Consider the following 22,462-nt stretch of genomic DNA (forward strand, 5'->3'; position numbering starts at 1 on the left):
TCGTGAGCATCGAAATGCCCGACGAGGTCAAGTGGCTGCTGCCGATCGTGGTCGGCGAGTCCTGGCCGGAGGGCGACGAGGACGCGATGCGCCGCATGGCCGACGCCTGGCGCGCCGCCGCGGACGGCATCGAAGGCGTCAACACGGCCGCCAATCGCGGTGCTGAGCAGGCCAAAGGTGCGATGGAGGGGCAGACCTCCGACGCGTTCGCCAAGCTGTGGAAGGACATCGGCGACGGCGGCGAAGCGGCGCTGCCGAAGCTGAAGGAAGCCTGCGAGAAGCTCGCCAAGGCCTGCGACGACGCGGCCCTGGACGTCGAGCACACCAAGCTGACCATCATCGCCTCGCTGATCGCGCTGGCCATCCAGATCGCGGCGATGATCGCGGCCGCCCCGGTCACCTTCGGCGCCTCGACCGCCGGTGTCGCCGCCGCGCAAGCGGTCACCCGCACCGTGGTGATGCAGATCTTCAAGCAGCTCGTCATGAGCATCCTGAAGAACGTCGCCATCGAGATCGCCACCTCGGTCGCGATCGAGTTCGCGGTGCAGGGCGTGCAGATCGCCTCCGGCGAGCGCGACGGCTTCGACGGCGGCAAGTTCAAGGACGCGGCGATCTCCGGTGCCATCGGCGGCGCCGTTGGCGGCGTGTTCGAAGGCGCGGGCAAGGCGATCGGCAAGCAGGCAGGCGACGCCGTCGGCGACGCAGCGGGCAACGCGGCCACCACCGCGGGCCGCGCAGCGGGCGACGCGGCGGGCGACGCCGCCGGCGAAGCGGCGGAGAGCGCCGCGAAGGCGCTCGGCAAGACGGCGCTGAAGGAAGGCGCCCTCGGCGCTGCCGAAGGCGCGGTCGGCAGCGCAGCGGAGCAGCTGATCACCGAGGGCAAGATCGACTGGGGCGACGTCGGCAAGGGCGCGCTGTCCGGCGGCGTGACCGGTGCCGGGATGGGCGCGGGCGGCGAAGCCCTCGGCCGGGGCGGCGACGTCGACGTCCCCGACACCAGCGGCGGCGGGTCCGGCGGAAACGGCGGCGGCGAAGGCGGCGGGTCCGGCTCCGGCGGCGGAGACGGTGGTGGCTCCGGGTCCGGTGGCGGCGAAGGCGGCGGCTCTGGCTCGGGCGGCGGCGAAGGTGGCTCCGGGTCCGGCGGCGGCACCAGCTCCGGCGAGGGCAGCGGTGGTTCCGGCGGCGACGGTGGCCCCAACAGCACGAGCACGTCCGGCACGCATTCCAGCGAGGGCGGCACCGGCTCGGACGGCGGCCCGACCGGTCGCTCCAGCGCTGTGTCCGGCGACGGCGGCCCCGGTGGTTCAGGCTCCGACGGCGGCCCGACCGTCACGTCATCCGGTGGTTCCGGTTCGCACGGCGACGGATCCCCGGGCGGCGGAGGCGATTCCAGCTCCTCGCACGGCGGCTCTTCGTCCCGACCGGACACGACGCCGGATTCCCACAGCACACCAGGAGGTTCCGGACAGTCCCATGTGGACTCCGGCAGCACCTCCCACGGATCCGGCGACGGTAGCGCAACGCCCCGCAGCCAGTCCCCGGACGCCGGCGGCGTGAGCCACACGTCCAGCGGCGACACCCCGAGCAGCAGCCACTCGAGCGGCGGAACCCCCCACAGCGGAGCGGGCGACTCCTCGCCCAACAGCGGAGGTTCAGCCACGCCAGCCGGCGGATCCACGCACGGCGGCGCGGACGGCGGAACCCCGCAGGGCGGCGGCGGTGGAACCGGCGGCATCCCGCACGGCGGCGGTGGAACCGGAGGCGGCGCCCCGCAGAGTGGCGGCGGCATCCCGCACGGCGGTGGCGGCGCAGGCGGCGGTGGCGGCGGTGCTGGCGGCGGCATCCCGCAGGGAGGCGGCGGAGGAACCGGTTCGCACCCGGATGCCGAACGTTCCCCGAGCACTCCGGCCAGCACCACTTCGTCCAATGTGGATGCTCCGGCGAGCGGTGCGCCCACCATGGCCGGACCGATGCCAGCGGCCGGCGGCGCGCCGCGCGGCGACCAGTCCAGCTCCGCCAGCAGCGGCGGCGGAGCCATGGGCGGCGCCATGGGCGGTGGCGGCATGGCTGGCGGCGCAGCCGGTGGCGCACCGGGCGGCGGAAGCAACCGCCCCGGCTCAGGAGGCGGCTGGACCGGCACCGCCGGCACGCCCGGCGCAGCGGCCGCGACAGGACGCCCGGCCGGCGGTGACACCGGAGCCCGACCGGACTCCGGCCGCCCGACCTCCCGCCCCGGTGGCCCGAACGGCCCGTCCCGCCCGGACGGCGGGCGCCCCACCGGCCCCGACGGTTCCCGCACCCCAGAGCGTCCGACCACCGCAGCACCCCGCGGCGGAGCGGCCCCGCAGAACGCCCCAACACGTCCGCACGACGCGCCCACGGGCCCCGGAGGCCGAGGAGTCCCACCCCAGCGCACCCCGGACGCAGGCCCGGCGCACAACCCGAACGGACCAGGCGCCCGCCCGGACGGCGGACAACCACGCCCCGCCCCGGACGGCCAGCGCCCAGGCCCGGCTGGCCAGCGCCCGGACGGAGCAGCACCACGCCCGGACGGAGCGGCACCGCGTCCCGATGACGCATCGCCGCGCCCAGACGGTCCGCCGCGCCCGAACGGAACGGCCCCGCGTCCCGATGGCCCGTCCCGACCCGACGGAGCCACTCCTCGTCCTGACGGCGGCCCGGCACGCCCCGAGGCTCCATCGCGCCCGGACGGAACGCCGCACCGCGACGGCCCCGGATCCCGGCCAGACGGAACGTCGAGGCCCGACGGCACAACGCGCCCGGACGGTCCCAGCACTCGACCGGACCCAACACGTCCGGACAGCACGCGCCCGGACTCGGCTGCGCCCCGCCCGGACGGATCGCGACCGGACGCCAATGCACCCCGACCCGACGGGCCCCGTCCCGACTCGGCCACGCCACGTCCGGACGGAACGACTCCGAAACCGGACGGCTCAACCCGACCGGACCAGTCGTCGGGCAACCAACGCACGCCTGACCCGCAGAACACCCGCCCAACGGGCACGCGCCCGGACGCCCCAAGCGGCACTCACGACCCGAAGCGCCCCCACCCGGACGGCCCGGAAGCAACGCACCCGAAGGACGGCGCGGACAGCCCCGAACACCGCCCGGACGCTCCGGACAAGCACCCGGACGCAGATCAGCACCGCGACGGCGACGCCGAGCCGGGCACGCCGGAACGCCAGCAGCAGATCGACGAAGCCGAATCCCACCGCGACACCACCCCGGGCGGCTCGTCGTTCCACACCAACCCGAACATGCGCGACCTCGCGCAGCGCGTGCCCGACGACGGCGTCCACCACACGGTCGACGCGCACGCCCTGCCCGACGGCCGAGTCCGCATCGGCGATCGCACGTTCAGCCCGCAGGAGTTCGCGGACATGCTCCGCCGCGACCCGAACTGGGACGGCAAGCCGATCCGCCTCCTCTCCTGCGACGCGGGAACCAGCGGCCTGGCCCGAGACCTCTCCCGAGAACTCGGCGTCCCGGTAACGGCGCCCCGAGGCCTGGCCTGGACCGACGGCAACGGCCGGGTCTTCTCCTCCGACATGGGCCCCGACGGCCGCCCGGGCTGGCCCCCGAACGGAGGCTGGGACACCCACCACCCCGACGGAACCTCCACCCCAGCCAGCAACGACGGCTTCCACCCCGCCCGAAACGGAGAAGACCCAGGCCAACACCCCGACGACGCCGAGTCCCGGGGGGACAAGCCCACCGGCTGGGACGTCAGCGAGCGGGAAACAGCCGGGGCCGAGAATCCGTATGACGAGCCGTACATCCCGAAGGATCCGCAGCACGGTCTCCAGTTGGAAGACATCGACGAAAGTCGAGTGACCCGAGGTGACGACGGGCTGATCGAAACGATCGACGACAAGCCGGTCCACGAGTACACCCGCCAAGCCATCGAAGACCGGCAGCGGAGCATGCAGGAGGCCATCGAGGAGAACCGAAAGGTCAAGAATCCGAAGAAGGCCCCGTTCGCGGAAGTCGGCGACAACCGCGCACCGCACAGCTTCAAGTCACTCGGCGGCAAAGGCGGCGCGGTCAACGCCGTCGTGATCGACCGGCGAACCGGTCTGGTCTTCGAAGGCGTCAACGGCGCGCAGGGCAACACTGTGCCGACCAGCACCACGACCGCGGACGGCAGCCCGGCGACCGGACTGGACCCTCAGGGCCGCAGGTTCGAGCTCACCCAGGACGACCTGCTGCACCCCGCGCTGAGCGAGCACATCTCCAACATGGCCGAGAACCCCGGCCGCCCCCTCCACGAGATCGAGCCCGGCGACTTCCCACATCGCGACTTGCCACATCGGCATGGTGAGGTCAAGGCGCTGGACGGCATCCTCAAGCAACGCGAAGAGCTCGCTGCCGCGCAGGCGCGCGAAACCGGGGTAGATGCCGACAAGATCGAGACCGTCACCCGCAACGGACGCGAGGTCGAGATCATCCGGATCAAGCCGGACGAGCTCCAGAGCGTGGTCAACGACATGACCGTCGACGCGCGCTTCACGTTCAAGCCGGATCCGCAAGACGTCGCACCGTGCTGCGCCAACTGCGCGCGCATCGTCAGCGGGCCGGACTCGCTGCCCGAGAACGTGCGAGACGCGGCTGATTTGTCGCACGGTGCACAAATGGGCCCCGGCGGGTTCACCGCCGGCGTCCACACCGACAAGAACAACCTGGATCCGGACGTGGAGAACCCCAATCGCCGGCATACCGCCGTAACCAACGCTGACTACAATTCGAAGTTCGCCGAACAAGAGGCCAAACGTGCCGAAAGAGAGGCGGCGCAACAGAGCGGGAAGGCAGAGGGGACAAAGTGATCCGCGCGAACGAGGACGATCTCGAAGGCGAGCCTTACGGCCCGGTGTTCTACGAGGGACAGCGGTTCACCGGCGAGGCCGTGGACGAGTTGCCGGACGGAACACTGGTCTCGTCGACGAGCTACGTGAACGGCCTTCAGGACGGCCCGGACCGGGAGTGGTACAACGACGGCAGCCGACGTGCCGAGGGCATGTTCCGGCAGGGCGTGCCGGTCGGAGTGCACCGCACTTGGGATCCGGACGGGCATGTGGTGCGCGAAATCGAGTTCAGCGACGGTGGTCGCATCCTCCGTCGTCGCGGCTTCGACGCAGCGGGCAACGTGACGTGGGAAGACGCGGGGTGATCGGCCCCGCGATGGTGCACTCCCGACATGGGCCGATCCGGACCGCGACGTCCAGCACCGGGACCCGCTGACGCGGTCCGCTCATCGACTCCCGAGGTGAGCTTTCTGCGCACAAGTGCAATGTGCGGCCGGTAGGTGCGGAACGTGAACGCAGGACTCGGATCAGGGCTGCATTCGGCCCAGGTGGTCCGCGGTCCGGGTGGATTCCGGGAGGCGGTACTTCGGTGCCAAGCGGAGGGTCAGGTCGCAGGCCGCGTCGAGGGTGTAGCGGTGGCCCACCGAGACGAAGACCGGTTTCACCCCGGGTTGGGTGCGGAGGGCTCTGCCGACGACTTCGTCGTCCTGGTGGAGGGGTGACCAGGAGCCCCGTTGCTCGGCTGGTGGTTCGTAGCGGCCCATGGCCGTCTTGCCCACTCCGATCGCGGGGAGGTCGGTCAGGACTCCCAGGTGGCAGGCCAGGCCGAAGCGGCGCGGGTGGGCCAGACCTTGGCCGTCGCAGACCAGGACGTCCGGTCGCACCGACAGCTCCGCCAACGCGGCCAACAGCGATGGTGCCTCGCGGAAGGCGAACAAGCCTGGGACGTAAGGGAACTCCGCCTTCCCCCGCACAACTGCACTGTCCACAACAGACAGAGTTGTCACGTCCAGGACGGTGACCGCTGCGACGATCTCGTCCTCGTCGCGGTACGCCACGTCCAGGCCCGCTGCCGTGCGGACCTGCGGCGGGTCTTCGACGCGGACCAGCGGGCGGAGCCGCTCCTGGATCGCGACGGCTTCGGCCTCCGTCTTCGGCCACTCGTGCAGGTCGCGGATCACGTCGTCGATCGTAGTCGTGAGGGCGAAAACCGGCTCCGACCGACTTTCGCACTCACGACCGCTCAGCGCTGGATCGACTTGGTCTCGAGGAACTCCTCGAGACCGTGGCGGCCGAACTCGCGGCCGTTGCCGGACTGCTTGTAGCCGCCGAACGGGGCGTTCGGGTTGAAGCGGCCGCCGTTGACGTCGACCTGGCCGGTGCGGAGGCGCTTGGCCACCGCCAGCGCGCGGTCCTCCGAGCCGAACACCGCGCCCGCCAGGCCGTAGTCGGTGGCGTTGGCGATGCGCACCGCCTCGTCCTCGTCGCGGTACGGCAGGATCGACAGCACCGGGCCGAAGATCTCCTCCTGCGCGATCGTCATCTCCGGCGTCACCCCGGTGAACACCGTCGGCCGCACGTAGTAGCCCTTCTCCACGCCCTCCGGCCGGTCCGGACCACCGGCGGCGAGCGTCGCACCTTCCTCGACGCCCTTGCGGATGTAGCCGACCACCCGGTCGCGCTGCGCTTCCGAGACCATCGGCCCGACCCGCGTCTCCTCGGAGGTCGGGTCGCCGACGGTGTACTTGGCCGCTGCCGCGACCGCGAGCTCCACCGCTTCGTCCAGGCGCGACTCCGGCACCAGCAGCCGGCTGAGCGCGTTGCAGCTCTGGCCGCCGTTCGGGAAGCAGCCCGCGACGCTGAGCTTGACCGCCTTGGTCAGGTCCGCGTCCTCGAGCACCACGCTCGCCGACTTGCCGCCCAGCTCCAGCGCGACCCGCTTGATCGTCGCCGCGGCCACCTCCGACACCCGCCGCCCGGCGCGGGTCGAGCCGGTGAACGACACCATGTCCACGTCCGGGTGCGCGGCCAGCGCCTCCCCGACCACCGGGCCGGTGCCGTGGACGAGGTTGAACACGCCGTCCGGGGCGCCGGACGCGACCACGATCTCGGCGAAGATCGCCGCGGTCAGCGGGGCGATCTCGCTCGGCTTGAGCACCACGGTGCAGCCCGTCGCCAACGCCGGGACGACCTTGGCGACGATCTGGTGCAGCGGGTAGTTCCACGGCGTGATCGCGGCGACCACACCAATCGGTTCCCGCACGATCAGCGAGTTGCCGACCTCGTCGGTCCAGGCGAAACCGCCCTCCAGGACGTCGGCGATCCCGGCCGAGGTCGCCACCGGCACGCTCGCGTGCACCTTGGTGGCGAACGTGATCGGCGAGCCCATCTCGGCGGTCACGGTCGCGGCGATCTCGTCGCGGCGCTGCGCGATCCCCTCGGAGATCCGCCGCACCACGGCGATCCGATCCCGCAGCGGGGTGTCCGCCCAGCCGTCGAAGGCCGCTCGCGCGGCCGCGACCGCGTCGTCCACATCGGACGGCGTGCCCGCAGGCACCGAACCGATCACTTCCTCGGTGGCCGGGTTGCGCACCTCGATGCGCTCCCCGCCGCCCTCGACGCGCGCACCGCCGATGACGTGGCCGGTGTTCGGCGCAGCCATGAACCCTCCCCTGATCCGACACAGCAGACGTCGCACCGAGCCTGTCACGTCGCGGGGAGTCCCGCACCGGTGAATCGAACCAGCCGGAACCGGAAGTTCTGGCAAGACCGGGAAAAACCCGATCGGCCGATTTCCGGCCCCCGGATCAGTCGAACCGGGGCGATTCGGTGCGGGTGCGCTTCAGCTCGAAGAAGTACGGGAAGCTGGCCATCGCCACCGCGCCGTCGAACAGCTTCGCGGCGTCCTCACCTCGCGGAATGCGGGTGATCACCGGACCGAAGAAGGCCACCCCGTCGACGTGGATGGTCGGGGTGCCGACCTCGTCGCCGACCGGGTCCATGCCCGCGTGGTGGCTGGCCTTCAGCTCCTCGTCGTACTCGGTGCTGGTCGCCGCCTCCGCCAGCGATGCTGGCAGTCCCACCTCGGCCAGCGAGTCGCGGATGACCTGCGGGAAGTCCGTCTCGCCGCGGTCGTGCAGCCGGGTGCCCATCGCCGTGTAGAGCGGCGAGAGCACCTCGTCGCCGTGGTGCTTGGCGGCGGCGATCGCGACCCGCACCGGGCCCCACGCCTTGTCCAGGAGTTCCCGGTACTCCTCGGGCAGGTCGCGGCCCTCGTTGAGCACGGACAGGCTCATCACCCGGAAGTGCAGGTCGATGTCGCGGACCTTCTCGACCTCCAGGATCCAGCGCGAGGAAACCCAGGCGAACGGGCACGCGGGGTCGAAGTAGAAGTCGACGCGGGGACGAGCAGCGGAAGACATCCTGCCTCCATATCGGGTGGTTCGTTCGAGGGCACGTTCGGACGCGCCCCGGCTTGGGTATGAACCCCGGTGAGGGCGATTATCTTCCCGACACGCCGAGCGCCCGCGCGGCACCCACCAGGGCGCGCGCCCGCGTGCGGACGTGATTTGATTTCCTGCGCCAGGTCGTCGCCCGGCGAACCTGGATCAACCCAGTCCCGACGAGCAAGAGGTGATCCGTGGCCCCGCCGAACCTCACCCGCGAACAGGCCGAGCAGCGCGCGGCGTTGCTGGAGGTCCAGTCATACGACATCGAACTGGACCTGTCCGCGGGCGCGGGTGGGCCGGACGTGGAGACGTTCGGGTCCACCACAACGGTGCGGTTCCGCAGCGCGCAGGCGGGGGTCGACAGCTGGATCGACCTGGTCGCCGACCGGGTGCGCAGCGCCGTGCTCAACGGCGTCGAGCTCGACGTCTCCGACTACGACGAGTCCACCGGCATCCGGCTGCCGAACCTGGCCGCCGACAACGAGCTCGTGGTGCGCGCCGACTGCGCCTACACCAACACCGGAGAGGGCCTGCACCGCTTCATCGACCCGGTCGACGGCGGCGTCTACCTCTACAGCCAGTTCGAAACCGCCGACGCCAAGCGGATGTTCACCTGCTTCGACCAGCCGGACCTGAAGGCCACCTACCAGATCACGGTGGACGCCCCGGAGTCCTGGAAGGTCATCTCCAACGCCACCGCCGAGGTCGGCGAGGCGGCCGACGGCGTCAAGCGGCACACCTTCGCCACCACCGAGAAGATGTCGACCTACCTGGTCGCGCTGGTGGCCGGCCCCTACGCCGAGTGGCGCGACGTCTTCCCGGGCGAGGACGGCCAGGCCGAGATCCCGCTGGGCATCTACTGCCGCGCCTCGCTGGCCGAGCACCTCGACGCGGAGCGGCTGTTCACCGAGACCAAGCAGGGTTTCGGCTTCTACCACAAGGCCTTCGGGGTCGCGTACCCGTTCGGCAAGTACGACCAGTGCTTCGTGCCGGAGTTCAACGCGGGCGCGATGGAGAACGCCGGCTGCGTGACGTTCCTGGAGGACTACGTCTTCCGGTCGAAGGTCACCGGCTACCTCTACGAGCGGCGCTGCGAGACGGTGCTGCACGAGATGGCGCACATGTGGTTCGGCGACCTGGTGACCATGCGCTGGTGGAACGACCTGTGGCTCAACGAGTCGTTCGCGACGTGGGCCAGCGTGCTCGCGCAGGTCGGCGCCACCGAGTACGACAGCGCGTGGACCACGTTCGCCAGCGTCGAGAAGTCCTGGGCGTACCGGCAGGACCAGCTGCCCTCCACCCACCCGGTGGCCGCCGACATCCCGGACCTGCAGGCCGTGGAGGTCAACTTCGACGGCATCACCTACGCCAAGGGCGCCTCGGTGCTCAAGCAGCTGGTCGCCTACGTCGGGCTGGAGAACTTCCTGGCCGGGCTGCGGGTCTACTTCGACCGGCACGCCTGGGGCAACGCGACCCTCGACGACCTGCTGAAGGCGTTGGAGGAGGCTTCCGGCCGCGACCTGTCCTGGTGGAGCGCGCAGTGGCTGGAGACGACCGGTCTGAACATGCTGCGGCCGCGGTTCAGCACCGACGACGAGGGCCGGTTCACCTCGTTCTCGGTGGTGCAGAGCGGCGCCCGGCCCGGCGCCGGGGAGCTGCGCACGCACCGGCTGGCCATCGGCATCTACGACGACGAGGGCGGCAAGCTGGTGCGCAAGCACCGCGTCGAGCTCGACGTGACCGGTGAGGTCACCGAGGTGCCGGACCTGGTCGGCGTGCACCGCGGCAAGCTGGTGCTGGTCAACGACGACGACCTCACCTACTGCTCGCTGCGCTTCGACCCCGAGTCGCTGGCCTCGCTGATCGACCGGATCGGCGACATCGACGAGTCGCTGCCGCGCGCGCTGTGCTGGTCGACCGCGTGGGAGATGACCCGCGAGGCCGAGCTGAAGGCCCGCGACTTCGTGACCCTGGTGCTCGGCGCCTCCGCGGCGGGCGGCATCGGCGCGGAGAGCCAGATCGGCGTGGTGCAGCGGGTTCTGCTGCAGACCCAGACCGCGTTGGCGTCCTATGTGGACCCGTCGTGGCAGGAGGAGGGCTGGCGCCGGTTCAGCTCGCGGCTGTTCGAGCTGGCCCGCGCCGCCGAGCCCGGTTCGGACCACCAGCTGGCGTTCGTCAACTCGCTGGCCGGTTCGGTGCTGTCCGAGGAGCAGGTCGCCGAGCTGCGCGGCTGGCTGGACGGGTCGGCGCCGCTGGCCGGTCTGACCGTCGACACCGACCTGCGCTGGGCGCTGCTGCAGGCGCTGGTCGCGCACGGCGCGGCCGGCGAGGCGGAGATCGACGCTGAGCTGGAGAAGGACCAGACCGCCACCGGTCGGCGCCGCGCGGAGCGGGCCCGGGCGCTGATCCCGACGGCGGAGTCCAAGGAGAAGGCGTGGCAGCGCGCGGTCCACGACGACCAGCTGCCGAACGCGGTCAGCGATGCGATCATCGCGGGCTTCCAGCACCCGTCCCAGCGGGAGCTGCTGGCGCCCTACGCGCAGCGCTACTTCGAGCAGATCGACGAGGTCTGGCAGCGCCGCTCCAGCGAGCGCGCGCAGCCGACGGTGATCGGGCTGTTCCCGTCGTGGGCGGTGACGGAGGGAACCGTCGCGGAGGCGGACGCCTGGCTGGCCGAGGAGCACGCCCCGGCACTGCGCCGCCTGGTCTCGGAAGGCCGCGCGGGCATCGTCCGGGCGCTGGCGGCCCGGGAGTTCGACCGCTCCTGACCCGGTGATCCGCGAAGGGCACCTCCGGCAACCTCCGGAGGTGCCCTTCGGTCGTTCTCGCCGCAAATTCAATGGAAATCGGACGTGCGATTTCCATTGAATTTGCGGCGACGACCACCCGGCCGGGCGAGGGTTCATTGCAAGTCCCAGCCCGAACACGCATCGTAATCAACCAGGTGCACTGAGTCAGGTGCCGGTGATTCGCGGTGTGAGGGGTGGGAACGGCGATGCCCGAGCTGATCTCTGCGGTCGCCGATCTGATGTGGCCGCTGATGGCCCTGGCGGCGATCATCGTGTTCCGGCGCGCCATCGGGCGCGTGCTGCGCACCGCCGAGAAGCGCGAGCTGGAGTTCGAGATCGGCGGCCAGAAGCTCACCATGCACCAGGTCAACGACCAGCAGAACGAGATGATCCAGGACCTGCAGCGGCAGCTCAGCATCCTCAGCCGGGAGCTGGCCGAACGCGAGCGCGGCCTGATCACCCAGGAACCAGCGAAGCCACCCACGCCGATCCCCGCGCTGCCCGACGGGCTGGACCTCCCCGTCACCGGGCACGACGACCTGCCCACCAACGGCGAACCCGCCGGCAACGGCGACGGCCACGGCGAGAGCCACGTCGAGATGCCGCCGGTCAACGAACCGGTGGGCCCGGAACCGTTCGCCGTGCTGTGGGTCGCCGAGAAACCGCAGGCGCACGCGATCCTGGCCGAGCAGCTCCGCGACAACGGGGTGCGGGTCACGATGGTGACGACCACCGACGCGGCGCTCGCCGAGCTCTCCCAGCGCCCCTACCGGCTGATCGTGGAGGACATGGGGCGCAAGGAGAACGGCAGGTGGCGCCCCGACGCCGGGCTCGCCCTGCTGCGGGAACTCCGCGACCTCGGCGTGGACACCCCGGTGATCGTGTTCAGCAGCCAGCAGCTCCAGCAGCAGTACGGCGAACAAGCCCGCCGCTCCGGAGCGGTCGGCACCACCTCGTCGACCTACGAGATGTTCCAGAACTTCCAGAGCTTCGGCCTGCTCTGAACGCCCACCAGCAGCGAACGGCCCGTTCACCTCGTCTTCCGGGGCGAACGGGCCGTTGGCCGCAGAGCTGCGGACAGGTCAGTGGTGCGCTCGGGACTCCTGGTAGGAGTTGCCCGCGGCGTCCGAGAGCATGCGGAGCGCGCTGATCAGCCCGTCGATCAGCTCGCCCTCCTTGAAGGAGGCCACCATGCTCATCGCGGCCAGCTGGCAGCTGCGGTCCGGGATCCGCCGGTACGCCTCTTCGCCGGTGACGATCTCGAACTTCTTCTGCCCCGGCGAAACGGCGATCAGCACGCCCTCGGACGCGCTCGAACCGAGGTTGGCGTGCAGCTCCTCGGCCTGCTTGCGGGTGTCCTCGCCGAGGTCGCCGAGGTAGATCCCGAACTCCAGGCCGGTGCTGCGGCTGGACAGGGTCAGCGCCTCGTCGAGCCGCGAGAGCTGGTTCGGGCTGAACGGCAGCGCCGGGCGCTCGGGCTCCACGCGGCGAGCGATGGACAGCCGACCGGTGGCCATCAGCGCCTCGCCTTCGCCGAGCTCCCGCGTGTCCGCGGTCTGCCCCGCGATCTCACCAGTTGCCACGTGCACCTCCCCGAGCAGTGCTGGGCCGCTCGCCTTCCGGCGCGACCCCGGATTCCACGTCCGTCACCGGAACGGCGTTGTTCACACCCGCCGGGTTGGCCACCCACAGCACCGGAGCGAAGTCCCACTTCTGGCCCGCGCGATAACGCGGGCGGGTGAGCTTCGGCCACATCGCGATGAGCACGATCAGGCCGTAGATGGCCGCTGGGATCACCGCCAGAGCGAGCACAGTCTCCACGACAGTCACGCCAGTACGGTAGCCGATGACCACCACTTCATGCGCTACGACCTCGAACGGTGCATGATCGGCGTGGAAGATCACCGCCGCGCCCGCCCGCATTCCCGCGGGCCCGCCGCCGCGACGCCGGGGTTCCGCACGTCCCCGGTTCGGGTTTCCGCTGGTCGAGGCCGACCGCCGACCCGAAAAACTACGTTCGGTTACGCATCATCCGTGATGCAGATCACATCTCGTAACTCGTTCGGCCCAACGCCTGCCACCGAATGGAGTCGCACCAGACGGTTGCAATGCGCGGCGACTTGGCGGCTTGTTCCTGACGATCTCTGAACCTAGTTTTTCACCTGTATGGGTCTTGCATATTTGATCACATGCGCTCAAAACATGATTTGAATGCGGGAGGCACACAATGTCGATCTTCGAAACCGCCACTCAGAGCAGCATCGTCACTCTTCCGAGCGTTCGTCAACCACGCCGCGAACACGGCGTCCGCATCAGCGGCCAGACCCGCGGAGTCCGCATCAGCGGCCAGCAAGGCGTCCGGATCAGCGGCCGGAGCGGCGTCCGCATCAGCGGACGGGACGGCGTTCGCATCAGCGGCGAACAGGGCGTGCGGATCAGCTGCCAGCGCGGAGTTCGCATCAGCGGGGAGCACGGTGTCCGCATCAGCGGCCGCGAAGGTGTGCGGATCAGCGGCCGACACGGCGTGCGCATCAGCAATGAACGGGGTGTCCGGATCAGCGGACAGCACGGGGTTCGCATCAGCGGCCGGAGCGGCGTCCGGATCAGCGGCCAGCAGGGCGTGCGCATCAGCGGCCGGGGCGGGGTTCGGATCTCCAGCGGTGTCCGGATCAGCCGGGGTGTGCGGATCAGCGGGCAGCGCGGTGTTCGGATCAGCTGACCGGGCGTGGCGCAGTTCGGACCGCGTCACGACCCGGCCGCCGACGTCGGCATCAGGCCGCCGATTCCCCCAGGTACGGCAACCAGAGGGGGTCCGTCTCGGACAGGCCCGCGAGCAGCCGCCAGTGCCGGCCCCGCGGCGCGCACGGCGCCACCGGCAGCCGCCAGCCCAACTCGCTCAGCGTCTTGTCCGCCTTCCGGTGGTTGCACTTGGTGCAGCAGGCGACGCAGTTCTCCCACGTGTGGGGGCCGCCTCGGCTGCGCGGCACGACGTGATCTATGGTTTCGGCGCGAGATCCGCAGTACACGCACCGGTAGTTGTCCCGCAGCATCAACGCTGTTCGGGTCAGCGGGACCCGGCCGCGGTACGGGACCCGCACGAAGTTGCTCAACCGGATCACGGACGGGACTTCGACGGCGGCGGTTGCCGAGTGCAGCACCATGCCGGCCGAGTCGCCGTGCACCACTTCGGCCTTGCCGCAGACGAGCAGCACGATCGCGCGACGCAGCGGGAGCGCTGTCAGCGGTTCGAACGTGGTGTTGAGCAGCAGGACCCGCCGCTTGCGCCAGGACGGCGCATGACCGGGTGGCCGGTCCGCCTGCGGCGTGGAGCCGCGGTTCGGCGGGCACAGCGGGGCCCGCGACGCGAGGCTCGTGGCCTTCAGCGCCGGTTGTCGGGTCGGTTGTCGGTCGGGCACGCGACCACCTCCACCGGTGTCGGGCAAAGTTCAGCACAGAACCCCGTCCGAACGCACGTGTGATTCGCCACGCCGCGCCGGTGCGGCGGTGCAACCACCTCCAATCATTCTGGATCAAGGCCCTGTCCGGCAACGATGCTCGCCGTTGCCGCTGCTCGTTTCCGGTGAAACCGGCATGTCGTGATCAACTCCGGCACCCGTCCGCCACGTATCGTCGCGGACGTGACCGACGCTCAAGCCCAGCTGCGCTACCCCGCCGCCGACCGCGACGACATCGTCGAAGACCTGCACGGCCACCAGGTGGCCGATCCCTACCGGTGGCTGGAGGACCCGGCCGATCCGCGCACCGAGGCGTGGTCGGCGACGCAGGACCAGCTCGCCCGCACCTGGCTGGACGCGCTCCCGGGACGGGAAGCGGTCGCCGAGCGGATGCGCTCGCTGCTGGCGTCGGGTTCGGTGTCGGCACCCGCGTGGCGCGCCGGGCGGGCGTTCTTCACCCGCCGCGAGCCCGACCAGGAGTTCCCGGTCCTCTACGTGCGCGACCGCGACGGCAGCGAGCGGGTGCTGCTGGACGTTTCCGCGCTGGACCCGTCCGGGCTGACCACGCTGGACAGCTGGTCGCCGAGCCTGGAGGGCGACCGGCTGGCGTACCAGATCTCGGTCGGCGGTGACGAGGAGTCGCTGCTGCACGTGCTGGACGTGGCCACCGGTGAGCTGGTCGAGGGACCGATCGACCGCTGCCGCTACTCGACGATCTCCTGGCTGCCCGGCGGCGAGGAGTACTTCTACGTCCGGCGGCTCGCCCCGGAGCTGGTGCCCGAGGGCGAGGAGCAGTTCCACCGGCGGGTGTGGCGGCACCGCGTGGGCACCGACCCGGACCAGGACGACGTGCTGGTGCACGGCGAGGGCCAGGACCCCACCTTCTACTACGGCACCCGGGTGTCCCGGGACGGCCGCTGGCTGGTGATCGAGGGCAGCCCCGGCACCGCCCGGCGGGACTCGGTGTGGATCGCCGACCTGACCGCGGGCGGCGAGGTGCCCGCGCTGCGGCAGGTCGTGGACACCACCGACGGCTACCGGGTCGGCGCCTGGGTGGAGCGCGACGGCCGGCTGTACGTGATGACGACGCTGGACGCGCCGCGCTGGCGGCTGTGCGTGGCGGATCCCCAGCAGCCGGAACCGGAGCACTGGACCGAGCTGATCGGCGAGCAGCCCGACTCGGTGCTGGAGGCGGTGCGCTGGTTCGACACCGGTGACGGCGACCCGCAGCTGGTCGTGCTCCGCACCCGGCACGCGGTGTCGGAGGTGACGCTGCACGACCCGGCCACCGGGCGCCGGACCGGCGAGGTGCCGCTGCCCGGCACCGGTCAGGTCACCGCGCTGACCGCGGTCGACGAGGACACCGACCACGACCGCGACAAGCTGTGGATCGGCTGGACCGACTTCGCCACCCCACCGTGCGTGCACGCCTACGCGCACAGCACCGGCCAGGTCGCGCTGGAGCAGCGCGCGCCGGGCGCCGTCGAGCTGCCCGAGGTGCACACCCAGCAGGTCACCTACCGGTCGCTGGACGGCACCCCGGTGCGGATGTTCCTGCTCAGCCCGGCGGCCGAGCCGGACCGCCCGCGACCGGTGTTCATGACCGGTTACGGCGGGTTCTCGCTGTCCCGCGAGCCCGGGTACACGCCGTCCGCGCTGGCCTGGGTGGCCGCCGGTGGCGTGTGGGCGCTGCCGTCGCTGCGCGGCGGTGGCGAAGAGGGCGAGCAGTGGCACGAAGCCGGCATGCGCGAGCAGAAGCAGCACACCTTCGACGACTTCCACGCCGCCGCGCAGCACCTGATCGACCAGGGCTGGACGACTTCGGACCAGCTCGCGATCTCCGGCGGCTCCAACGGCGGTCTGCTGGTCGGCGCGGCGCTCACCCAGCGCCCGGACCTCTACCGGGCCGTGGTGTGCTCGGCGCCGCTGCTGGACATGGTGCGCTACGAGCAGTTCCTGCTGGGCCGCACCTGGAACGACGAGTACGGCACCGCCGACGACCCGGAGGAGCTGGGTTGGCTGCTGTCCTACTCGCCGTACCACAACGTGGTCGAGCAGACCGATTTCCCGTCGGTCCTGTTCACCGTCTTCGAGTCCGACACCCGGGTTGACCCGAATCACGCTCGCAAGATGTGCGCGGCATTGCAGCACGCCACAGCGTCTGACCCGGCGAAACGTCCGATTCTGCTGCGCCGCGAGACCGAGGTGGGCCATGCTGCGCGCTCGGTTTCACGTACTGTGGGGCTCGCTGCCGACCAGCTCGCCTTCCTCGCGGAGGCCACCGGGCTGCCCTTGGACTGAGCCCCGAACTCGGTCCGGGTGCCACGGCTGGTCGAGTCTCGTGCGCGGCGGGGCGCGCACGAAGCTCGAGGTTGGTCCGGCGCGTCCTCACGCGACGGTGCGATCACCTTCGTCGCGGGCATCTGAACGACAGCATGGAGAACCCCCGACCCATGGAACTGCCGCTTTTGACCCAACCGGAGTGCGTCAGCGAGCCGGGCTGGTGCAACACGATCTACGGCTGGACCGGCAACGAATGGCTGGCCTCGTACTCCGACCTGATCATCGCCAAACCACTGCACATCGCGATGATCCTGATCATCGCGTTCATCCTGCGCTGGCTGGTGCACCGCACGATCACCAAGCTGACCCAGGGCAACGGCAAGCCCCCGAAGCTGCTGAACCCGCTGCGGGAACGCCGAACCGACGCGCTGACCGCCGAGCTGCTCTCGGAGCGGAGGCTGCAGCGCGCCCGCACGATCGGCTCGGTGCTCAAGTCGATCGCCTCGCTGGTGATCTTCGGCTTGGCCGCGATCTACGTGCTGCAGGAGCTGGACATCCAGGTGGCGCCGGTGCTGGCCTCGGCCGGTGTGCTCGGTGTCGCGGTCGCCTTCGGCGCCCAGAACCTGGTGCGGGACTTCCTGTCCGGCATGTTCATGCTGGTCGAGGACCAGTACGGGGTCGGTGACGTGGTCGACCTCGGTGAGGCCAGCGGCACCGTGGAGGCCGTCGGCCTGCGCGTGACCACGCTGCGCGACATCAACGGAACCGTCTGGTACGTCCGCAACGGCGAGATCCTGCGGGTCGGCAACTCCAGCCAGGGCTTCGCCTACGCGGTGGTGGACTTCCCGATCTCGCACGGCAGTGACGTGGAGAAGGCCATCTCGGTCGCCACCGAGGTGGCCACCGACGCCACCTCGCGCGAGCCGCTGTCCAAGGACGTCCTGGACAAGCCGGAGATGCTGGGCGTTGACAAGATCACTCCCGACACCGTCACGCTGCGGCTGACCGTCAAGGTCCGCCCCGGCCGCCAGTGGTCGGTGCAGCGCAGGCTGCGCGCGGACATCAAGCGCGCCTACGACGAGAAGGACATCGAACCGCCGTACCCCTACGGCCGGCCGATTCCGCCGTCGAGCCCAGTGGAGCTGTGACGGCCGGTGCTCTGCGCGGTGCAGGCGGGCGCGTCCGTTCCGCCTGCACCGCTACGCGGGAGGAGTTCGGCGGACCGCACTTGAGAGGATGGGGCCCGTGACTTCCGTGGAGAGCTTTTACGAGCAGGTCGGCGGCGAAGCGACCTTCCACCGAATCGTGGCGAAGTTCTACGAGGAGGTGGCCAAGGACGAGCTGCTGCGCCCGCTCTACCCCGAGGAGGACCTGGGTCCGGCCGAGGAGCGGCTCCGGTTGTTCCTCATCCAGTACTGGGGCGGCCCGCACACCTACTCCGACCGGCGCGGACACCCGCGGTTGCGGATGCGGCACGCCCCGTTCAAGATCGGCCCGACCGAGCGGGACGCGTGGCTGCGCTGCATGCGGATCGCGGTGGACGAGGCGAAGCTCGCGCCGCAGCACCGCGAACAGCTCTGGCAGTACATGGAGATGGCCGCCGAGAGCATGGTCAACTCGTGGTTCTGACAGGACCGGCAGGTCGGTGAACAGCTCCGAGAGAAGGATCCGGTGATGCGGGCGGCGGGTGCGAGGTCGGACCGCGGCGAACGGCCGTGGTGGTGGGACGCGGTGTGCTACCAGGTCGACGTCGGCACGTTCGCCGATGCCGACGGTGACGGTGTCGGCGACTTCGAAGGGCTGCGCGGTCGGCTCGGCTACTTGGAGCTGCTCGGCGTGGACGCGGTCGTGCTGGCCGGTGCCGCCGGGCTGGACCCGTCGGCCCAGGACTTCGCCGCGCTGCTCGCCGAAGCGCGCGGCTCCGGGATGCGGGTGATGCTCGCGCTCGACGTGGATCCGGCGCGCGACGACCCCGCGGCGGTGCTCGAGCCCTGGCTGGCGAACGGCGTGGACGGGTTCCACCTGGCGCCCCGCGAGGACCCGACCGGCGCGGTCGAATCGGTGCTGGCCGAGTACCCGGACCGGGTGGTGATCGGGGCCGGCAGCTGGCACCTGTCGTTCAACCTCGACCTGGCGATCGCCGGGTTCGCCGCCGAGCCGCTGCGCAAGGTCATCACCGGCGCGCTGGCAACGCCCGGGCGGCGCACCGCGTGGGCGATGGCCAGCCGCGACACCCAGCGCAGCCGGGATGCGGCCGCGCTGACCCCGGTGCGCTCGATGGCCCTGGTGCAGCTGGCGCTGCCCGGTGCGGTGTGCCTGCGGCACGGCGAGGAGCTGGGCCTGCCGGGCACCGAGCGGATCCCGATGCCGTGGGAGGGCGAGAAGCCGCCGTTCGGGTTCTCCGAGGCGAGCGGCGACTGGTCGTCGATCCCGGCGGACTGGGCGGCGTTCACCGTCGAAGCGCAGCTGGAGGACGAGCAGTCCACCCTGTCGCTGTACCGGCACGCGCTGGAAACCCGGATCAGCCACCCGGCGTTCACCGGTGACGAGGTCGAGTGGTTCGGCGCGCCGGAGGACTGCTTCGCCTTCCGCCGGGTCGGCAGCGACCTGATCTGCGCGTTGAACACCTCGGCGGCCCCGGTGCCGCTGCCGCCCGGCGAGGTGCTGCTGTCCTCCCGCCCGGTGGAAGGCGACGAGCTGCCGCCCGGCACCGCCGCCTGGCTCGTGTGAGCCTGCACTCTCCGGCGTCACGGGCCGTGCAAGGGCTCGTTCCACCGTCGGTAACGTTGTTGGAAGAGATCCCGAGACCCTGCTGGATGCCATGACTGCTATTGCGGCTACTGCGCCCGAGACGAGCACTGCTCGGCCGCAACCACGCACAGGCCGACTGGTCGGGGTAGACGTCGCACGGTTCTTGGCCGTGTTGGGCATGTTCTGCATCCACTTCGGGGTGCCGTTCCTGACCGGTGACGCCGAGGTGTGGGTCGCGCAGTTCTCCAGCGGCCGGTCCACGGCGCTGTTCACGCTGCTGGCCGGGGTGTCGCTGGCGCTGCTGTCCGGGCGCACCACTCCCCCGACCGGCGATGCGCTGCGCCAAGCGCGCCTGCGGATCACGTTGCGCGCGGTGCTGCTGCTGGTGCTGGGCATCCTGCTGGCCAAGGCCACCGAGGCGACCGGCTTCCTGCTCACCGTGATCATCCCGTTCTACGGGCTGTACTTCCTGCTCGCGGTGCCGTTCATCCGGCTGCGCGCCCGAGGTCTGCTGATCGCCGCGGCGGTCACCGCCCTGGTGGGTCCGCAGGTGTCGTTCGTGCTGCGCACCTGGATCGCCGGGGACACCCCGATGGCGTGGCTGGTCACCGCGGTCAACACCGTCGACCCGGGGCACCTGATCGCCAAGGCCGGGGTCTTCGACCTGCTGCTGCTCGGTTTCTACCCGACCTTCTCCTACCTGCCGCTGGTGCTGCTCGGCATGGCCGTCGGACGCCTGGACCTGCGCTCGACGAAGGTCCGCTGCTGGCTGGCGGTGGCCGGGCTGGCCGTGTCGATCGCCGGCTGGCGGGTGTCGGAGTGGCTGCTGCAGACGTTCGACGGCGAGCCGCCGGGGCCGACCGAGGGCACCGTGCCGATCGAGCACCCGCACTGGCTGCTGGCCACCACCGCGCACAGCGGCACCACCTTCGAGCTGCTCGATTCCGGCGGTATCGCGCTGGTGATCCTGGCGGTCTGCCTGATGCTGACCGACCGGGTGGGCAAGCTGTTCAAGCCGCTGGCCGCCGCCGGGTCGATGGCGCTGACCCTGTACGCGCTCCACGCGGCGACGATGGCCTGGCTGATCGTCGTCGGCGGCTACTCGCTCAGCGGGGTGCCGGAGCCGCTGGCTCAGCTGTCGACGATGGGCCCGGACCTGCCGGACACGCCGGGCATGCCCGCGTTCCCGCGCGACGGCCACATGCCCGACGGCGTGGTGGCGTTCATCTGCACCTTCATGCCCGAGGTGTTCCTGATCTTCGCCATCGCGTTCCCGCTGGTCTGGAAGCGCTTCTTCCGCCGCGGCCCGCTGGAGGGCGCGGTCAGCGAGTCGGTCCGCTGGCTCTCCGACCGCTTCGCCCGACGCTCCTGATCAGGCTCTTTACCGCTCCGAGGACTTTCGCCCCTGCCAGAACCGGGCCATCCTGGGGTCGCGTGGACGGATGGATTCCATGTGCCTCTGGGGGGTGGCTCGATGAACATCCGGCAGCGGACCGGTGGAGCTGGGGCGGTCGACATACCGCCGGCGCTGGGCAAGGCGATGGCGGACTACCGGGCTCTGCTCGACGAGCTGGAGCGCGGCACCATCGACGAATCGACGTTCCGGCACCGGGCACTGCGCGTGGGTTTGGTCCTGCGCGAGCGGGACGCCTGGATCCTGGACCTGTCGACCGAGCGGTGGTGGCGCTACGACGGCGTGGCGCTGTCCAGCCTCCGCTTCAGCGACGCCGAGGGGTGAGGCGATGTCCGCCCCGAGCGATCCGGTGCTCCTGCAGGAGCGCCTCAGCAGCGTCATCCGCGACACCGAAGGCGCCGAGTCCGGATGGGTGCGCGCGCCGCTGTCGATGCACCCGCTGCCCATCGCAACGCTGCGCAACCGCCTGCACAACGCCACGACGTGGCTGGGCCGGGTGTGGTCGTCCCACGCGCGCGGCGGCCCGGCGGTGCGGCGTTGGCTGACCGATGAGCCGCTGGGCTCGCCGGTCCCGCCGTCGGACCAGCGGCTGCCGCTGCGCAAGCAGTTCCGCGTCGCGCTGGCCACGGCGTTCCTCGGCGCGTCGGTGGCGGCGGGCTGCTACGCGCTGACGGCGCCGCTGGCGGACCCGTTCTTCGGGTTGATCCCGCCGGACATCTTCAACCGGCTGCCACCGCACTCCAAGGTCCCGATCGACGACGGCTCCGGAGGCACCACACCGGAGCTCGCGACGGCGCCGGGCTCCCCGGTGGTCGCACGGCTCCCAGCTCCGCCCGCACCAGAGCCGGGCACACCCGCGGGGACGTCCGGTTCTCCCGACGCGCAAACGCGCTCGGAGCCGCAGAGCCCCGACACCACCGGAGGCATCTCGCCGCGACCGCCGGCGCAGGGGTCTCCACCACCGGCCCAGTCCTCACCGCCGGCCCAGTCGTCGGCACCGCCGACGCACGACCCGACGACGACCAACACGGTTCCGCCGACGAGTGCCACGACACCACCGACCACCGACCCGACCACGACGACGGCGCCGACGACAACGACGGCCCCGACCACGACGACGCAGCCACCCACGACGACGTCGACGCCCACCAGGACGACCGGCCAACCGACGGAGACCACGCCGACCGAAACCGTCCCGACCGAAACGCCTCCGACCACCGGAACACAACCAACGGAACCCACCACGACGAACCCACCGCAAACCGGCACCTCGTAGTCCGGCACCGCGTGGCCCGGTGCCTCGTGGTCCGCAAATTCAATGGAATTTCGATGTCCGATTTCCATTGAATTTGCAGAAATCGGAACCTTGGTACCGCATCGCGGAAGTGTTCCGGTGGGTGGACCGGACGTCGTAGGCTGCCAGGAACTTTTTTCCGCGGGTGCGTCGATCCGCGGTGATGCCGTTCGACCCAGGGGTGAAGGGGTCCGAACGGGACCC

Annotated in this window: 18 protein-coding genes; 11 read left to right on the forward strand and 7 right to left on the reverse strand. The window is 70.8% G+C overall.

Annotation, left to right across the window (positions count from 1 at the left end; translation table 11 throughout):
• Positions 1-2: 2 nt before the first annotated feature.
• Entirely contained in the window at positions 3-4,844 is a 4,842-nt protein-coding gene (locus OU415_RS15090; protein ID WP_270949379.1) for a WXG100 family type VII secretion target, read from the forward strand.
• On the forward strand, positions 4,841-5,188 hold the full coding sequence (locus OU415_RS15095) for a toxin-antitoxin system YwqK family antitoxin (protein ID WP_270949380.1): 348 nt from the start codon (positions 4,841-4,843) through the stop codon (positions 5,186-5,188). Before OU415_RS15090 ends, OU415_RS15095 begins: the two co-directional genes overlap by 4 nt.
• Positions 5,189-5,350: 162 nt before the next feature.
• On the opposite strand, the gene OU415_RS15100 is transcribed toward OU415_RS15095, so the two are convergent.
• The 3 genes from OU415_RS15100 to OU415_RS15110 form a co-directional block, all read right to left on the reverse strand.
• Positions 5,351-6,004 carry an endonuclease V gene (locus OU415_RS15100; protein ID WP_270949381.1) on the reverse strand — a complete coding sequence of 218 codons (654 nt, stop codon included), beginning with the start codon at positions 6,002-6,004 and terminating at the stop codon, positions 5,351-5,353.
• Positions 6,005-6,066: 62 nt separating this feature from the next.
• Positions 6,067-7,485, reverse strand: a complete 1,419-nt coding sequence (locus OU415_RS15105) for an aldehyde dehydrogenase family protein (protein WP_270949382.1) — start codon at positions 7,483-7,485, stop codon at positions 6,067-6,069.
• A 145-nt stretch (positions 7,486-7,630) separates the two neighbouring features.
• Positions 7,631-8,245, reverse strand: a complete 615-nt coding sequence (locus OU415_RS15110) for a mycothiol-dependent nitroreductase Rv2466c family protein (protein WP_270949383.1) — start codon at positions 8,243-8,245, stop codon at positions 7,631-7,633.
• Between the two features lie 218 nt (positions 8,246-8,463).
• Between OU415_RS15110 and pepN the strand changes: the two genes are divergently transcribed.
• Entirely contained in the window at positions 8,464-11,040 is a 2,577-nt protein-coding gene (pepN, locus tag OU415_RS15115) for an aminopeptidase N (RefSeq protein WP_270949384.1), read from the forward strand.
• Positions 11,041-11,267: 227 nt separating this feature from the next.
• Positions 11,268-12,065, forward strand: a complete 798-nt coding sequence (locus OU415_RS15120; protein ID WP_270949385.1) for a DNA-binding transcriptional response regulator — start codon at positions 11,268-11,270, stop codon at positions 12,063-12,065.
• Positions 12,066-12,143: 78 nt separating this feature from the next.
• On the opposite strand, the gene OU415_RS15125 is transcribed toward OU415_RS15120, so the two are convergent.
• From OU415_RS15125 to OU415_RS15140, 4 genes are all read right to left on the reverse strand, one after another.
• On the reverse strand, positions 12,144-12,644 hold the full coding sequence (locus tag OU415_RS15125; RefSeq protein ID WP_270949386.1) for a DUF5130 family protein: 501 nt from the start codon (positions 12,642-12,644) through the stop codon (positions 12,144-12,146).
• Positions 12,631-12,891, reverse strand: coding sequence for an aa3-type cytochrome oxidase subunit CtaJ (gene ctaJ, locus OU415_RS15130; protein ID WP_270949387.1), 261 nt, complete (start codon positions 12,889-12,891; stop codon positions 12,631-12,633). Before ctaJ ends, OU415_RS15125 begins: the two co-directional genes overlap by 14 nt.
• Positions 12,892-13,246: 355 nt before the next feature.
• Positions 13,247-13,810 (reverse strand): hypothetical protein, encoded by a 564-nt coding sequence (locus OU415_RS15135; protein ID WP_270949388.1) that lies wholly within the window; start codon positions 13,808-13,810, stop codon positions 13,247-13,249.
• A gap of 22 nt (positions 13,811-13,832) precedes the next feature.
• A complete protein-coding gene (locus tag OU415_RS15140) occupies positions 13,833-14,477 on the reverse strand; it encodes an HNH endonuclease (protein ID WP_270949389.1) in 645 nt (214 codons plus the stop codon).
• A gap of 222 nt (positions 14,478-14,699) precedes the next feature.
• Here OU415_RS15140 and OU415_RS15145 point away from each other — a divergent pair, with 222 nt between their 5' ends.
• The 7 genes from OU415_RS15145 (at position 14,700) to OU415_RS15180 (ending at position 22,240) form a co-directional block, all read left to right on the forward strand.
• Positions 14,700-16,817, forward strand: a complete 2,118-nt coding sequence (locus tag OU415_RS15145; protein ID WP_270949390.1) for a prolyl oligopeptidase family serine peptidase — start codon at positions 14,700-14,702, stop codon at positions 16,815-16,817.
• 152 nt (positions 16,818-16,969) lie between these two features.
• Positions 16,970-17,947, forward strand: a complete 978-nt coding sequence (locus OU415_RS15150; RefSeq protein WP_270949391.1) for a mechanosensitive ion channel family protein — start codon at positions 16,970-16,972, stop codon at positions 17,945-17,947.
• Between the two features lie 88 nt (positions 17,948-18,035).
• Complete coding sequence (locus OU415_RS15155) at positions 18,036-18,428, forward strand: globin (RefSeq protein ID WP_270949392.1); 393 nt, start codon at positions 18,036-18,038, stop codon at positions 18,426-18,428.
• A 45-nt stretch (positions 18,429-18,473) separates the two neighbouring features.
• The gene (locus tag OU415_RS38240; protein ID WP_333777860.1) at positions 18,474-19,529 is read left to right on the forward strand and encodes a DUF3459 domain-containing protein; all 1,056 of its coding nucleotides are present in this window, start codon (positions 18,474-18,476) and stop codon (positions 19,527-19,529) included.
• Positions 19,530-19,620: 91 nt separating this feature from the next.
• Positions 19,621-20,922: a heparan-alpha-glucosaminide N-acetyltransferase domain-containing protein gene (locus tag OU415_RS15170; RefSeq protein WP_408641850.1), complete on the forward strand. Its 1,302-nt coding sequence runs from the start codon at positions 19,621-19,623 to the stop codon at positions 20,920-20,922.
• Positions 20,923-21,024: 102 nt separating this feature from the next.
• Positions 21,025-21,288, forward strand: coding sequence for a hypothetical protein (locus tag OU415_RS15175; RefSeq protein WP_270949393.1), 264 nt, complete (start codon positions 21,025-21,027; stop codon positions 21,286-21,288).
• Positions 21,289-21,292: 4 nt separating this feature from the next.
• Entirely contained in the window at positions 21,293-22,240 is a 948-nt protein-coding gene (locus OU415_RS15180) for a hypothetical protein (RefSeq protein WP_270949394.1), read from the forward strand.
• Positions 22,241-22,462 lie beyond the last annotated feature (222 nt).

Origin of the sequence: Saccharopolyspora oryzae (assembly GCF_027853915.1) — a bacterium.
GTDB lineage: Bacteria > Actinomycetota > Actinomycetes > Mycobacteriales > Pseudonocardiaceae > Saccharopolyspora > Saccharopolyspora oryzae.

Excerpts from the sequence above, each read along its gene's own strand:
- OU415_RS15175 (WP_270949393.1), top strand. The coding sequence starts at position 21,025 with ATGAACATCCGGCAGCGGACCGGTGGAGCTGGGGCGGTCGACATACCG.
- OU415_RS15105 (WP_270949382.1), bottom strand. The coding sequence starts at position 7,485 with ATGGCTGCGCCGAACACCGGCCACGTCATCGGCGGTGCGCGCGTCGAG.
- OU415_RS15110 (WP_270949383.1), bottom strand. The coding sequence starts at position 8,245 with ATGTCTTCCGCTGCTCGTCCCCGCGTCGACTTCTACTTCGACCCCGCG.
- OU415_RS38240 (WP_333777860.1), top strand. The coding sequence starts at position 18,474 with ATGCGGGCGGCGGGTGCGAGGTCGGACCGCGGCGAACGGCCGTGGTGG.
- OU415_RS15120 (WP_270949385.1), top strand. The coding sequence starts at position 11,268 with ATGCCCGAGCTGATCTCTGCGGTCGCCGATCTGATGTGGCCGCTGATG.
- OU415_RS15180 (WP_270949394.1), top strand. The coding sequence starts at position 21,293 with ATGTCCGCCCCGAGCGATCCGGTGCTCCTGCAGGAGCGCCTCAGCAGC.
- OU415_RS15155 (WP_270949392.1), top strand. The coding sequence starts at position 18,036 with ATGGGGCCCGTGACTTCCGTGGAGAGCTTTTACGAGCAGGTCGGCGGC.
- OU415_RS15170 (WP_408641850.1), top strand. The coding sequence starts at position 19,621 with ATGACTGCTATTGCGGCTACTGCGCCCGAGACGAGCACTGCTCGGCCG.
- OU415_RS15150 (WP_270949391.1), top strand. The coding sequence starts at position 16,970 with ATGGAACTGCCGCTTTTGACCCAACCGGAGTGCGTCAGCGAGCCGGGC.